The organism is Corallococcus exiguus, assembly GCF_009909105.1.
GTDB classification, from domain to species: domain Bacteria; phylum Myxococcota; class Myxococcia; order Myxococcales; family Myxococcaceae; genus Corallococcus; species Corallococcus exiguus.
This window is the reverse complement of the sequence record NZ_JAAAPK010000003.1, coordinates 1-13073: the sequence shown is the minus strand read 5'-3', so window position 1 is coordinate 13073 and position 13073 is coordinate 1. Positions and strand designations below refer to the sequence as shown.

Annotated in this window: 19 protein-coding genes; 5 read left to right on the top strand and 14 right to left on the bottom strand. The window is 69.3% G+C overall.

From position 1 onward, the window contains the following. The first annotated feature begins 14 nt into the window (after positions 1–14). Positions 15–1178, top strand: coding sequence for a beta family protein (locus GTZ93_RS11505; RefSeq protein ID WP_139917284.1), 1164 nt, complete (start codon positions 15–17; stop codon positions 1176–1178). On the opposite strand, the gene GTZ93_RS11500 is transcribed toward GTZ93_RS11505, so the two are convergent. Then, positions 1084–1665 carry a sce7726 family protein gene (locus GTZ93_RS11500; protein ID WP_139917286.1) on the bottom strand — a complete coding sequence of 194 codons (582 nt, stop codon included), beginning with the start codon at positions 1663–1665 and terminating at the stop codon, positions 1084–1086. The two genes, GTZ93_RS11505 and GTZ93_RS11500, sit on opposite strands and share 95 nt — an antisense overlap. 543 nt (positions 1666–2208) lie before the next feature. On the opposite strand from GTZ93_RS11500, the gene GTZ93_RS11495 reads away from it, so the two are divergent. Then, the gene (locus GTZ93_RS11495; protein ID WP_139917288.1) at positions 2209–2913 is read left to right on the top strand and encodes a DNA-methyltransferase; all 705 of its coding nucleotides are present in this window, start codon (positions 2209–2211) and stop codon (positions 2911–2913) included. Between the two features lie 5 nt (positions 2914–2918). Here the strand turns inward: GTZ93_RS11495 and GTZ93_RS11490 are convergent, their stop codons facing one another. Continuing rightward, positions 2919–3191, bottom strand: coding sequence for a hypothetical protein (locus GTZ93_RS11490; protein WP_139917290.1), 273 nt, complete (start codon positions 3189–3191; stop codon positions 2919–2921). Between the two features lie 21 nt (positions 3192–3212). On the opposite strand from GTZ93_RS11490, the gene GTZ93_RS11485 reads away from it, so the two are divergent. The 3 genes from GTZ93_RS11485 to GTZ93_RS11475 all read left to right on the top strand — a co-directional run bounded on the left by GTZ93_RS11485 (position 3213) and on the right by GTZ93_RS11475 (position 5008). After that, on the top strand, positions 3213–3590 hold the full coding sequence (locus tag GTZ93_RS11485) for a VRR-NUC domain-containing protein (protein ID WP_139917292.1): 378 nt from the start codon (positions 3213–3215) through the stop codon (positions 3588–3590). A gap of 218 nt (positions 3591–3808) precedes the next feature. After that, positions 3809–4729: a hypothetical protein gene (locus GTZ93_RS11480; protein ID WP_180946041.1), complete on the top strand. Its 921-nt coding sequence runs from the start codon at positions 3809–3811 to the stop codon at positions 4727–4729. After that, positions 4730–5008 carry a hypothetical protein gene (locus GTZ93_RS11475; protein ID WP_139917294.1) on the top strand — a complete coding sequence of 93 codons (279 nt, stop codon included), beginning with the start codon at positions 4730–4732 and terminating at the stop codon, positions 5006–5008. Between the two features lie 7 nt (positions 5009–5015). On the opposite strand, the gene GTZ93_RS11470 is transcribed toward GTZ93_RS11475, so the two are convergent. The 12 genes from GTZ93_RS11470 to GTZ93_RS11415 form a co-directional block, all read right to left on the bottom strand. Next, positions 5016–5384: a DUSAM domain-containing protein gene (locus tag GTZ93_RS11470; RefSeq protein WP_139917296.1), complete on the bottom strand. Its 369-nt coding sequence runs from the start codon at positions 5382–5384 to the stop codon at positions 5016–5018. A 4-nt stretch (positions 5385–5388) separates the two neighbouring features. Continuing rightward, on the bottom strand, positions 5389–5820 hold the full coding sequence (locus GTZ93_RS42430; RefSeq protein WP_139917298.1) for a hypothetical protein: 432 nt from the start codon (positions 5818–5820) through the stop codon (positions 5389–5391). 94 nt (positions 5821–5914) lie between these two features. Next, on the bottom strand, positions 5915–6880 hold the full coding sequence (locus tag GTZ93_RS11460; protein WP_139917299.1) for a hypothetical protein: 966 nt from the start codon (positions 6878–6880) through the stop codon (positions 5915–5917). A 68-nt stretch (positions 6881–6948) separates the two neighbouring features. Beyond that, complete coding sequence (locus GTZ93_RS11455) at positions 6949–7518, bottom strand: hypothetical protein (RefSeq protein ID WP_161662778.1); 570 nt, start codon at positions 7516–7518, stop codon at positions 6949–6951. Positions 7519–7622: 104 nt separating this feature from the next. After that, complete coding sequence (locus GTZ93_RS11450) at positions 7623–8735, bottom strand: hypothetical protein (RefSeq protein WP_161662777.1); 1113 nt, start codon at positions 8733–8735, stop codon at positions 7623–7625. Further along, a complete protein-coding gene (locus GTZ93_RS11445) occupies positions 8732–8977 on the bottom strand; it encodes a hypothetical protein (protein ID WP_139923973.1) in 246 nt (81 codons plus the stop codon). Before GTZ93_RS11445 ends, GTZ93_RS11450 begins: the two co-directional genes overlap by 4 nt. Beyond that, on the bottom strand, positions 8974–9615 hold the full coding sequence (locus tag GTZ93_RS11440; RefSeq protein WP_139923971.1) for a hypothetical protein: 642 nt from the start codon (positions 9613–9615) through the stop codon (positions 8974–8976). The genes GTZ93_RS11445 and GTZ93_RS11440 overlap by 4 nt, the downstream gene beginning before the upstream one ends. A gap of 17 nt (positions 9616–9632) precedes the next feature. Continuing rightward, positions 9633–10451, bottom strand: a complete 819-nt coding sequence (locus GTZ93_RS11435; RefSeq protein WP_139923969.1) for a DNA-methyltransferase — start codon at positions 10449–10451, stop codon at positions 9633–9635. Next, complete coding sequence (locus GTZ93_RS11430; RefSeq protein WP_139923966.1) at positions 10448–10717, bottom strand: hypothetical protein; 270 nt, start codon at positions 10715–10717, stop codon at positions 10448–10450. The genes GTZ93_RS11435 and GTZ93_RS11430 overlap by 4 nt, the downstream gene beginning before the upstream one ends. 47 nt (positions 10718–10764) lie before the next feature. Further along, on the bottom strand, positions 10765–11280 hold the full coding sequence (locus GTZ93_RS11425) for a hypothetical protein (protein ID WP_139923965.1): 516 nt from the start codon (positions 11278–11280) through the stop codon (positions 10765–10767). A 363-nt stretch (positions 11281–11643) separates the two neighbouring features. Then, positions 11644–12861 (bottom strand): tyrosine-type recombinase/integrase, encoded by a 1218-nt coding sequence (locus GTZ93_RS11420; RefSeq protein WP_139924197.1) that lies wholly within the window; start codon positions 12859–12861, stop codon positions 11644–11646. Beyond that, positions 12858–13073, bottom strand: a 216-nt coding sequence (locus GTZ93_RS11415; protein WP_390624864.1) for a helix-turn-helix domain-containing protein, incomplete at its 5' end; no start/stop codon positions are given. The genes GTZ93_RS11420 and GTZ93_RS11415, both read right to left, overlap by 4 nt.

Below are 13073 nucleotides of genomic sequence, written 5' to 3'. Positions count from 1 at the left end.
TCACTGGGGGGGACATGCCGGCTTCGCAGGTCTTTGGCAGTGGTCACTACGTTCCGATTCTCAAGGGAAAGCTGGGGGAGTTCAACGCGCTCCGTCAGCTCTATGCTCCGGATAGGGCAGCACTTACTCCGCTCATCGAGGTTCCCCCGGTCGACTGGGACTACGATGACGATCAGGCCAAGAAGTCCGAGGCGGCTCATCTCGATGCCGTCAGAGATAAGCTCATCAAGGCGTGGGGAACGGACCGCCCTTTCTTCTTGGACTTGGCGCCTGCTGAACTCTCCCCTGCTGTTGTCGGGGACCCTGCCAACCGTCACGCGTACACGTACTTTTTCGATGCCGCGCGCGCGAAGGGGCTGCTCCCTGTTCCGGTGGTGCCCATCAATCCTGATGCGGCGCTGTTGGCTGCCGTACTCGCCATCCTCGCCAAGGATCAGCGCGGCGTCATGATTCGGGTGTCGCGCGACGACCTCTACTCTCCGGCGTTCGTGCAGCAACTCGGCCAAGTCACGACGTGGCTCGGGCTTCCGCTCGCTCAGATTGACATGCTGATCGACTTGGAAGAGGTCGATGCGAGCAATGTTGCTCCGTACCTCATGGCCCTGTCGCAGGTGGTTCCGCAGTTCCCGAATGTGAACGCGTGGCGGACGTTCACGTTGGCAGGCTGCAGCTTTCCCCCGTCGCTCGCCGGGGTTGCTGTGGGCTCCGTGGTTCAGCTCCCGCGCGTCGAATGGGGACTCTGGAAGAGCCTGCTTGGCAGGCTTCCGGCGGGGGCTCGCGTGCCGACCTTCAGTGACTACGCCGTCGCCAATGCCGACCTGCCGGACATCGATCCGCGATTCATGTCGCCGCTCCACAACATCCGGTACACCATCGACAGCGAGTGGCTTGTCCTTCGCGGGCAGAGCGTCAAGAAGCAGAAGGGGCCTTCGAATGCCACCCTCTGTCAACTGTTGATGGGACGTCCCGAGTTCTGTGGCCCTCTGTTTAGCGAGGGCGACAAGCACATCGTCGCCTGCGCCACCGCTCAGACCGGGCCGGGCAACATGATGACGTGGCGGCAGGTGGGGACGAACCACCACCTCACGTTCGTGGTGCGGCAGATCGCCAGCCAGATCGCGCTTTCAGTGCCGCTCGTACCTGGTCCCGCAACTGGTCAGGCGCAAGGCACTCCGTGAGGCGTTCGTAAAGGAACGCGCGGGGCTTGCTACGCACGCCCCGCGCGGCTCCGGCCTGCTCAAGCAGCGCGAGGGCCTCAGGTCGCCAAAGCAGCCGGGCAACCGAAATCATTTGCTGCTCCGGATTTCGCGCCGCAAGCCTGTGGGCTTCGACACGCACCGCACGTCCCTCCACCGAGTGCGCGATGCTCAATCCCCACCACTCCGGTACAAGAGCTGAGGCCTTGGCCAGATGCCCTTCCGCGACGACTAACGTCGCGCGGTCAAGTGCGGCGCTGTAGGCCGTCACCTGACGAGGTAGCCGTGTCAGGGTGTCGCGCTCGCTCTTGAGCTCGTAGCCGTGAATCTCTCCGTTGATCACCACAACGTCAACGCGGACGTCGCCGTGTTCCAAGCCGAACTCGTCGAGCAGACGCGTGTCATCGTCGTCGGCATGCTCAGCGCGGAGCTGCTCCCAGATGGCGTGGCGAACGTCGATGTCACGCATGGCCCATCGCTCTCGGCTTCAGGTAGACCGTCATCCTCTGCCGGTCCAGGTAACGAGGACTCCAGCTTCTGCAACTCATCTTCCAGTTCCCCCTCATTGAAGGGTCGCCAGGATCCGTGGGTTCTTCAGCAGGCCTCAACACCTACTACCCCGGCTCATTCTCGGCAGTGGGCTCAGGAAGTTGCGTCCTCGAAGATGCAAATCGGGACGCTCGGCAAGCAGCCGTGCGGCCGTCCTCTTGGGGGTGTTCGGCACGGTGACGAGCAGGACCAGCCACCCTGCGAATGAGGGCTTTCCACCGGTACCGGTGGCGGCCGCGCCGCTGCCCGCAGCGGTGGCCGCTGAGCTCCGTGCGAACTGGTGGCAGAGGGGCATCACAGAAAAACGTGATAGCGCTGTCCTCACGGCAAGTTAAGTCCCGGGCTTGGAGTTCGCCCTACTGGGTAGGGTCCGCCTTGAGGGCGTTGCCGTATCGGCATCCCCCGTGCACCACGCGCGCGCGTGGTGCGACCTCCGCGCCACGTGTCCTACGAGGCCCCCAGAGTGAAGCCCTACTTCCAGACCGACACCATCACCCTGTACCACGGCGACTGCCGCGACCTGCTGCCCGGACCCCCGTCCGAATCCGTGGACGTACTGCTCACCGACCCGCCCTATGGGATGGCCTACGAGGCCAAGGGCCGGAGCGGCGCGGCCATCCGCGCGGACGGCTCGCGCCAGGGCATGCGCGTCTTCCGCCAGGCGCTCACCGCGGCTGGCCCCGCGCTGAAGCCAGACGTTCACGCGTTCGTTTTTTGCCACTGGGCGTCGTGGCCTGATTTCTTCGACGCAGCGTCCTCGCACCTCCGCGTCAAGGGCGCGTTGATGTGGTGGAAGGCCAGGGGCGGCATGGGGGACTGCGCCGCCAGCTTCGCGCCGGATTACGAGGTGATCTTGCACGCCACTGGCTCGAAGCGACGCCGCCTCGCCGGAAAGCGGCACGGGGCGGTCCTCTCCGGCTACCCGCCGGTGCCCAACGCGAAGCGAACACACCCCACCGAGAAGCCGGTCAACCTGCTGGCCTACCTGCTCGAGCGCGCGTGCCCCAAGGGAGGCCTCGTCCTCGACCCGTTCGCGGGCTCCGGCGCGACGCTGGTGGCCGCGCAGCAGCTCGGGCTGCGCGCCGTGGGCGTTGAGCTCGAGGAGCGCTACTGCGAGGCCGCCGCTCATCGGCTGGAGGCCGGCACCGCCCTGGCGCGCGCGGCCTGAGGCCACTACGCGCAGAGGTGCTCCACGACCTCCAGCGCCACGCGCGCGCCGAGCACCTGCTGGGCGTGGTGCTCGGCCGCGCGGTACTCAATTCGTGCGGCTTCCAGCCGCGTCCGCGCGGCTGGACTTCCGTCCGACTCACGCTGCGCCCGCTGCAACTCCAGCTCCGCCCGCCCCAGGCGCCTCGCAAGCGCCTCCCTCGTCGTCGTGTCCATGCGCCCAAGGAAGAGCAGGAGACGTGCCGTCAGCTCACCGCGCCGCCCCTTCTGCCCAGGCATGGACAACACGGCAGGTGACCGGTGAGGTGGGCAGCGCAGCGCGACGACGCGGAGCCTGCGGTGGTGCAGGCCCTCCAGCTCGCCGGGTGGACGGTGGAGCGCGTCTCCGCGCCGGGCTTCCCGGATCTGCTGTGCTGCCGACGCGGCCAGGTGGTGCTGCTGGAGGTGAAATCGAAGGGCGGGCGGATGAAGCCCGCCCAGGTGGAGCTCCACGCCCGGTTGCGCGCGGCCGGTGTGGTGGTGGCCATCGTCACCACGCCGGAGGAAGCGTTGGCGGCAGTGCGCGGGGAGGTGACGCGAACGGCGCTGGACGTCCCCGCGGAGAAGCGCGTCCGCTCCCCGAGGGCACAGGTGACGCCCGCAGTGAGGCGGGGCCGGGCGGGTGGCGCTGTCGGGTAGACGTGGTAGCTGAAAAGACGACGGGCCCGACCGGGGAAGACGGTCGAGCCCGTACAGGCCAGGAGCGCTGGGGAGCACGCCGGGGACGCCAGTATACCGCCCCTGCGCGCGCGCAGGGGCTGGAGTCCTCGATGTCCGCCTGTGCCCTTCGTCTTGCCTCTGCCCGCCTCCCGACGCTCCCGCCCGGCCCACCGCCGGCGCCCACCCCTGACGATGAAATGGAGGCGCTGCTCCACCTGCTGCGCGAGCTGCCCGACGGCTGCCCGGAGCAGCACCGCGCGGCGGGCCGCCTCGCGGTGCTGGTGAGGCCGCACCTGGTGCTCGCGGCCAGCTCCGTCGCCCGCCGCTGGAAGGTGCCCGCGGAGGACCTGGAGCAGGAGGGGCAGGTGGCCACCTTCAATGCCTGGCGTCGCTTCGTCCCGGGCCGCGAGCCCGGACGCTGCCTCTACCCGGCCTACGTGCTGCGCCTCGCGCGGCAGGCCATGGAGCGCTACGCGGCGGGGGAGCGCAGCGCCGTCCACGTCACTGACCACGCCCTGAAGCGGCTGCGGCGCGCGAAGAAGGCGGCGCGGAAGGAGGGCGTGCCGGTGTCCACCGCACTGCGTGCCCAGGGGCTGGACGAGGCCTCCATCCTGACGCTGGGCGAGGGCTCCATCTCCACCGTCTCTCTCGACTGCCTACTGGCCGGCGAGGAAGGCCGGGACTCCGCCGCGAACGTGGAGACGCGCCTGGGGCTGGTGGACACGACGGCCGCGCGCCACCGGCACGTGGCCGAGCGCGATGCAGCCCTCACCGCGCTGTACCAGTTGCCCCAGCTGCAGCGGGTGGTGGCGCAGAAGCTGGCTGGCTACGAGCGCCCCCTGGGCGCGGAGCCCGCGGCGCGGACCGTGGCCCAGGAACTGCGCCTGTCGGAGGACGAGGTGTTGCGGCTGCACAGGCAGGCGCTGAGGCGGATGCGCGAGGCGATGGACGCCAAGGGGCTCGGGCCGGAGCTGCCTGCGCGCGCCTCCGGGAAGCTGCGCCAGCGCCGCGCGGCCGCGCCCCGGGACGTGCGGCCGCGCCCGGTGGGGCAAGGCGCCCAGATGGGGCTCGCGCTCCCCTCGGGGGAGTCCCGCCGCCCGTCGGCGTGGGGCGCGTAGGTGCCCACCATCGTCGCGAAGAAGGCGGGCACGTGCACGGCTGCCGGGTGCGGCGGGCGCATCCTCAAGGGCGAGTACGTGGAGTACTCCGCCGCCACCGGCACGCGGCACCTGGTGTGCGCGAGCGCCGAGCAGGGCAGGCGCCCCAACCTCCGCGCCGGACGCTGCCGGTGCGGCGCCCAGGTGCCCCCGCGCGCGGGCTCCCTTGTGCTGAAGGAGTCGACGCGTGGGGCCAGCTTCCGGAAGGAATGGCTGGTGCTGTGCTCGCGGTGCGCGTGAGCGCCCGTCAGTCCAGGTCCTCCAACTCCAGCTCCGCCTGCTCACGGTAGAGGGGCACCACCTCCACGGCGAGCAGGTCCTCCAGCAGCTTCCGGGCCCCGGCTTTATCGCCCGCCTTCGCGAGGTCACCAGCCTGCATCCGCGTGCGCGCCAGTCGCATGGAGCCCTCGCGGATCCGCGCGCGGGCCTCCCGCAGAAGCGTGGTCGCGGTAGCCGCGTCCTGGACGGCGGCCTGTGCATCCGGCTCAGGGATGGCCACCTCACGCGCAGTCCGCAGCAGCAACTCACGCACGCCGGGAGTGAGCGCCAGTGTTTCGCCGGACTCGATGCGCGCAGCGAGCGCACGCACCTCGTCCCAGTTGATGTCCTGGCTCATGCCGCTACCGGCCCTTCCGTTGCCGGAAGCATCGGTCGTGCGGCCATTCCCCCTGCTGGCCCTCACAGAGGCGGAAGCAGTCGTAGCAATGGCCTATCCAGTCCTGATTCTGGCACTTCTCGTACTCGTTCATGCAGTAGCGCTTCCACTCCGGCAGGTCCTCTCGGGCCAACTCCTTGGCGACCCTGGCGCCGAAGAGGATTTCCTCTGCCTCGAAGTCCGTGGCCCCGCAGCGCGCGGGGTTGCCCGGGTGCGTCTTTACGCAGCAACTCACCGTGGAGTCCTGGGGGCCACACTGCGCCTGGGCCAGGTACACCGCGGTGGCACTGGGCTGGGTGTCGCTCGCCCGCGCATGGGCGCCGCCACCGCAGCCCGCCCCCACCAACGCGAGCACCACCACGAGCATGCCGCCGAATCGGATGTTCCGATTGTGCATGTATGGCTGTTTAGTCTCGTTTTGCTTGGACTTCAATCCTTCTCAAGAGGGAGCCGGCGCCGCGCATGAAGGCCGGCCCCGGAGCACGGCGCCCCTACGCGATGAGCGCGGACAAGTCGCCGCCCGGCTTCGGCAGCAGCTCCAGCACGTCCCCTTCCTTCGGCGCGAAGCTGGGCGGCGGGTATCCGATGAAGATGGGCAGAGGGGTTGTCGGCTCCACGCCCGTCACGACCGCCACCATGCCCGTGCCTTGGATGCGAACGGCGTCGCCCTGGTGGACCTCGCGCAGCCCGCGATCCACGGCCAAGTAGAAGCCGCCGCCTTCCTCGTCAGGAGCCACCGCCGTCACCTTGACGGTGACGAGGGGCGCGGAGTCGGCGACCGCGGATTGCTCCTCGTCCGTCACCACCTCCAGCACATCTCCCGCCTTCACCGTGAATGCGCCGTCCGGCGAGGCGATGAAGATGGGCGTTTCTTCCTCGGGCATGACGTCCGTCACTTCTACCGTCACGGAGGTGCCCTGGACGCGCACGGTGGCACCCGGGTGAATCACCTCCAACCCACTCTCCACGGCGAGGTAGAGGCCGTCGGCTGCCTTGTCTTCAACCAGCCCCGCCACCTTCACAGTCCGCGGCGCGGATACGGGCGCCTTCGGCGGAGGCGCGTTGGGCTTCGGGTTCGCCTCCCGCTGTCGTGCGCCGCGGAGCGCCTCTAGCTCCAGCTTCGCGCGCGTCGTCTCCAATTCGTCCTGGTTGCGCAGCACCTCCAGGAAGCGGACCTGCGAGCGCAGCGCGTTGGCTTCCGCCACGAGGGCATCACGCTCCGAGCGCACCAGGTCCAGCTGCGTCTCCGCCCGCTCCACGCGGAGGCGCACCAGCACGTCCACTGCGCGCCACGCCTGGCGCTCGCGCGGCGGCACGTCTTCCCACTCCGTCAGCGGGCTGCCCGTGCCGTCGTGCCTGTCCAATGCCTCAAGGTAGGCGTCGTGCAGCCGCTTCACTTCGCGCTGGTCGCGCTCCAACTGCCCCAGTCCAATGCCTGCTCCGGTTCCTACGTTCATAGTGCTGCCTCGTGGTGTTGCGGGTGAACTCGCGCGGGAGCCGCGCGAAGGTGAAGGTGGCGGGGCGCTCAGGTGCCGCGGTGGCCGCGCACGCGGATGACGGCCTCGTAGTCGAGGCCCTTGCCGCGGCTCCAAGACAGCGTCTCCATGCCCACGTCCCCCATCTCTGCGAGGAGGACCTCAAGCTGTGTCAGGAGGTCCTCGAAGGGCTGGGTGGGCGGGCGCGGAGACGGAGCGCTCTTGGCAGCGGGGACGGGCAGGGTGGGCATGGCTTCCTCGTGGGTGGTGGCCACCGCCGACGCGGTGACGGGGTTGATGGGCTCGTAGCCGTGGCGCGCGAGCGCCTTGGGCCAGTGCGCCTCGTGGCGGTCGAGGACGATGCAGGGCACGCCGCTGCTCTCCGCGGCTGCCTCCCAGTCCTCGATGACGGTGCGCGTGGGCACCATCTCCGCGAAGATGAGTAGGGCGTCGAAGCGCGCGGCGCTGACGGCGGCCGTCATCCGCGCACGCATTTCCTGGTGGCCCTCGACGACGAAGCCCCAGCGCGCGAGCTTCTTGGCCAGCGTGCCGTGGACGTAGCTGGCGACGCCGCCCACGACGAGGGCTCGCTTCATCGGATGCGCGCGAGATGCCGGCATGGCGGCAGGAGCCTTCGTGCGCGCGGCGGACTGGGACAATCCCCTGGATGGGGCAGGCGTGATGCAGGACATGACGGGCGCTTCTTTCGCGGGCGTGCGGGGGCTCAATGCGTGCCCGCCGCGTGGATGAGGACCGTGCGGGCCGGGACGTCGAGGCGCGCGAGCGCGGACTCGATGAGCGGCAGGTAGTCGTCCTGGATGAGCGCAGCGGCGAACCGGTCCGGCGCCTCCAGCACGAGCATTCCCTCCTCCAGCGTCGGAGTGAGGCGCATGAGTTGCTCGGCCACGTAGCGCTTGCCGTCCGCATGGAGCTCGGCCAGCACCTGGCGCCACGTGGTGCCAGCTTCGGTGGCGGGCAATGCCGGCGCGGTTTCAATCTCGGCCGGGGCATCCTGCTCCGGGACATGGCGGCGCCAGACGTCCTGGGCAACGAAGGCCTGGGCCGGGCAGACGGGGCGCCGTGTCCGGGCCCAGTCGTCGGCGAGGAAGGCCTGCCACGCGCCGCGGAGACGCTCCTCGTTTCCGCCGAGGACGGCGAGCGCCTCGCGGTACCACGTGGCCCAGCCCGCCGGCGGCGGCTGGGGCAGGGCCCGGGGGTAGGCCAGCAGGCGCTGCTCCTGGGTCCAGGCGAAGAAGGCCACCGCCGGCGAGGGCTCGACGTCGGCCGCCGCCGGTGCGCTGCCGCCGAGGGACGGGGCGGCCTGCGCCAGGCCAGCGCCACCAGCAGCAGCAGACGGGGAAGGGGGTAAGGGGGAAGGGGGAGGGGGTGCGGGGGAGGGGGAAACCCCCACAGGGGGAAGGGGGCGCGGCTCGCCTCGGACAACGGACGTCACCGTGACGTTTGGTGACGTCACGGTGACGGCTCGTGACGTCACGGGCGTTGCGGTGACGTCACGGGAACCATCGGTGACGTCACCAGTCGTCACGGTGCTGGCCTGTGACGCTTCGCGCGCCTCGCGGTAGCGGCGGGAGCGGATGGCGCCCGGGCTGTTCGGATCGCCACGGCGGGCAGGGGCGGCTGCACCCGTCCTGACGGCGGGGGCGGGAGAGGCCTGGAGGGCGAACAGGTCCGCCAGGAGGGCCATGGTGCGCTCGTAGGCGGCGCGCTCACCTTCGGCGCGGGCCTCGGCGCGGATGCGCTCCTCGCGCTCGAGCGCCAGCTCCGCGCGCAGGTGCTCCATCTCGTCGTTCGGCTTCGGGGTCGGGCAGGTGCTCATGGTGTGGTGTCTGGGATGAGATGGGGGCAGCACTCGGGCGGGATGGGCCGGTCCGCGCAGTCGGCGAGCGCGGCCAAGCCATGGCGGCAGGTGGGCCAGGGGCCCGGGTGCTTCGCCCGCACGGCCTTCGAGGCGATGCGCGGCGCGTGGGGCGCGAGCAGGCCCGCGGGGGTGACGGCGCCGACCAGGCGGGTGGCTCCGCAGTGCTCGCAGCGCACGGCAGGCAAGCGGCAGCGGCTCACGGAGACACCCCGGTGGCGCAGGTGTGCGGCGGGCACCCGGGCGCGGTGCAGCGCCAGGTGCGGCACGTTCGGCACGGGGTCATCGCGCGCCGACAGCTGCACTTTCGCAGGACGCGTTCGCGGAGCGTGGCGGGCTCACGACCACCGGCGCGTGCCGCGCGGGCCTCGTAGGCCTCCCAGCGCGCCTTGTCCTCCCCGACGATGGCACCGAAGGCGAGGCGCACGCGAGCCAACACCGGCGCGGGTACCTCCCACAGCGTGTCCGCGGGGCCGGGCTCGCAGGCCACCGGTTCCGGCAACTCCACCACGTCCTCCAGCCACAGGCCCGCTGGACCCACGTACCAGCGCGACTGCCGCTCGCCGTCCGGCCACAGCGACACCGCGGCGACGCGAGCTATCGCCACCACCGCGCACGCCGGAAGTTCGTCCGCGGGCGGGGCCGCGACGCCCGGCCCATGCCAGGAAGCCATCCAGTCCTTCAGCTCCGGCACGTACTCCGCCGCCGCGCACACCGCGACGTAGGCGCCCAGCACGTCCGCTGGCGGGGCCCGGTGGAGATTGAGGATGGGCGCGTTGCGGACCTGGATGCTCCACGCCCAGGGCTGGGGCGCGGTGGCTCCGAAGATGGGGACGCGCATGGGAGCGTCGCAGAGACTCACCGCGCACCGCCTGAGAAGAGTCCCAGTTGGCCGGCGCGGGCTGCGGCCAACGTGCTGCCGCGATTCTCAGCAGCGAGCCACTCGTGCGCGCTTTCTGCGTAGTGAGCCTGCCTCTCTACTCCGAGGTACCGTCGGCCCAGTCGAAGGCATGCGACACCCAGGCTGCCGCTGCCGGCGAAGGGGTCCAGCACCAACTCGCCAGGGTCCGTGAACTGGGACACCAAATCGAGCCATAGCGCCACCGGTGTCTGCGTGGTGTGGATCCGTGAGTTGGTTCCGTTGCGGTCCGTCGCGATGGCGTGCGCCCAGAAGGCATGGAGGCCACCGCCATGCCAGCGCAGACGCTCCCCGCGAACATGGGCAATCTCGAAGGCCTCGTGCGCGACGGCGGGCCTATCACCGGAGAGCTGCGGCTGGGCGGAGAGCTTGTGCCAGATACCGACACGGACGTGACGCCCACCCGCGCGTTCCAGCTCCGCCTGCCACGCCTGTTGGCCTTCTGCGTCGCACTTCACCAAGACCCATCGCCGCGCGACACGCGCGAAGTGCATGCCGCATAGCCGGCGCAACTCCGGTGTGAGCGCCTCAAAACCCAAGGGCGCAAAGCCCACCTGCTCATGCCCTGCTCGCTTCGAGTTGCCGCGAAGCATGCGTCGCTGCAGCAAATGCACGTTGGGCGAGAAGGGAGGATCACACAGCACGTGGTCCACAGAGCGACGAGGAAGTGCCGTCAGAACCTGGGCGGAATCTCCGTGAACGACGCACCACTGAATACGCCCGGACAGCACGTCGGTGATGGCGCTGGGGCAGCTCATGTCGCCTCCGCGCGGAGCTGCTGCCGCCAGGCGGATTCTCTATTCCTCGCATCGCTCCAGAGGTCGCGGCAGCGCTTGCTGCTGCACGTGCCCATGGGGATGTCGGCGCGCTCGGAGTACACCTCCGCGATGGACCGCTTTGCCCAGCAGATGGCGCATCCGCCGAGTTGCATCAGCTGCGCCTCGTCGTGAAGACGCTTGCGCAGTAGGCCCAGATGGCTCGCCGACGTCGTCTTCAGCAGGTGGGCAACAGCCTGCCGACGCATGGCTGGAGTCGTGAGGAGGGGCGGCCTGCGGGACTTCCTGCGGGCTCTCACGGGCGGCCCCCGTCATCGCGAATAGCCTGCACCTGGACGGCCAGCCCCATCACCACCTGGCCGAGAACCGCCTTGCGCTCGCCGAAGGTGTCCACCAGGGCGTGGATCAGCGACTCGACGTCGTCAAACTGCTGCTTGAGCCGCACGCGCTCAGCCACGGCCACCGGGAGTGCGTGCTTCCAGCAGGCCATGGGGGGCTGCCCGCCCATGGTGCTGGCGCTGCACACCGCGCAGCCCGCCACCATCGGGAGCGAGCGCCGGAACGCCGTCACCGCGTCGGTGTCCGTTCCCGACGGTGTGATGGGCCCGGCCTGCCGGGCATGCTCAACCGCGTTGAGGACGGCCTGGCACTCCGACGGCTCCAGGCTGACCCCGAGGCCTTCCGCGCCGGTGGACAGGTACGCGCGGAGCTTCTCTCCAAGGGGAATGGGGGCGGAGGACGCGATGATGGCCGTGGACTGCCGTCCACCGGTCCGGACGGCTCGGGCCGAGTCGCGAGCGGCGCGCTTCACTGTTCACCTCCATTCGTGCCGCTAATGACGGGGGAGGGAGGGCGGGCGTCGAGGCGGGCCTCCAGGTCGGCCACCTCGGCCACGGCGAAGCCGATGGCGTGGTAGAGGCAGGCCTGCCGAGTGCGTCCGAAGCTCTTCGCGCAGGCGCGGCACCCGTCGGCGGGCGGCACCTTCTCGCGGTAGGCTGCGACCTCAGGGGCGCCCGGGGAGACGGGCGTTACGCTGTTACGCTGCTTGGCGTCGTCCAGCGTTCTGGCGCTGCCGCTGGCGCCCTTCTCAGAGGGGACGTGAAGGTAAGCGCCCGATTTTCCTGGCCCAGGTGGAGGGTTCGATTCCCTCCGCCTCCACAGTTTCACCTTGTAGTTACGGGTGGTTAGACGCTTCAACCGCCCGTGTTGCACGTATGTCGCACGCGGGAACAGAGGGGCGGTCGAGAACAGAGACCGCCTCTCTCCGCGTGTCGGGGCTCAGGTGGGCATAGCGCATCGTCATTTCGATCGTTGCGTGCCCCATCAGCTCCTGAACCACCTTCAACGGAACGGCCCTCATGGCGAGGTGGCTTCCGTAGGTGTGCCGCAAGTCGTGCCAGCCGATTTGCCCCTGCTCGCGGGTGATGCCCGCCGCCTGGAGCGCACGACGAAGCGGCGCCTTCATCTTCCCCGGCGTAAGTGGCCGTCCGTCCTCTTGGCAGAAAACGAAGCGGCCCCGAAGGTGCCGGTGTGCCTTGAGGGCATCCACGACAGACGCGGGCAAATCGACTGTTCGCTCGCGCCCGCCCTTCGGCAAGCCCTCTATCCCGCGCCAGATTGTCCGACGGACGTGCAGCAAGCCCTGCGGCAGGCTGAGATCGTTCCACTGGAGCCCGATTAGCTCCCCCTGCCGCAGCCCCGACTTGAGGGCGACGAGCAGCACGAGCCGCCATTCCGGTTCAGCGGCGGCGACAAGCCGCTCGGCTTCGTCGAAGTTCAGGAAGTCGAAGGCGGGCTTCGCGATCTTCCCGAAGAGCCTCACGCGTGGAGCCTGTGAGATGACCCGTTGCTCTTCCGCGAGCGACAGCAGCTTGTGAAGCACGGTCAGAACGTTGTTGATCGTCTTCAAGCTTAGGGGCTTGGCATCCGCGTTCTGTCGCTTCCGGATCGCAGCCTTTGTGGGGGCTTCCTTCCGGGCGCGTGCGGCTGACCTCTTGCTTCGCATCAAGGCTTTAAAGTCTTCGATTTCGGCGGGGCCAATCTCAGCCAAAGCCATTTCCCCGAAAAAGGGCGTGATGTGGTGTTTCAAAATCTGGCGCTTGCTGAAAACGCTAGAGTTCTTGTTGTTGTTCTCGCTGAAGGTGAGGAAGCGCTGCGTAAACGTTGCCAGCGTGATCCGCTCCTCGCTCTTCTGCTCCTTTCCGAAAGTCCCGTTGAGCAGGGCGTTACGCAGCTCGCGTTCGTATTGCTCAGCGCCGCGACGGGTCTGCACGGGCGAGAACTTCACGACCCGTTGCTTCCGCCCGTCCGTGTGCTGAAAAACGAAGTCCACTTGCCACGCCTCCTCTGACTTCCCTTCTTTGGTCGTCCACTTCCGTAATCTGACGCTCATCGTCGCTTCCCGTCGTCAGAATCACGGCCCTTACCCGAGGAAGACCCTACCAGGGCAGCACGGCGGATCCGCAGCGATTTCCCCACGCGAACGACGCCCGGCACCTGCCCGAGCCGGATCGACTCGTAGAGCGTTTTCCGGTTCACGCGCAGGATTGCTGCGGCCTCTTCGACGGTCAGGAACTCGGGCGCGCTGGAGCCCGCTACCGTGGG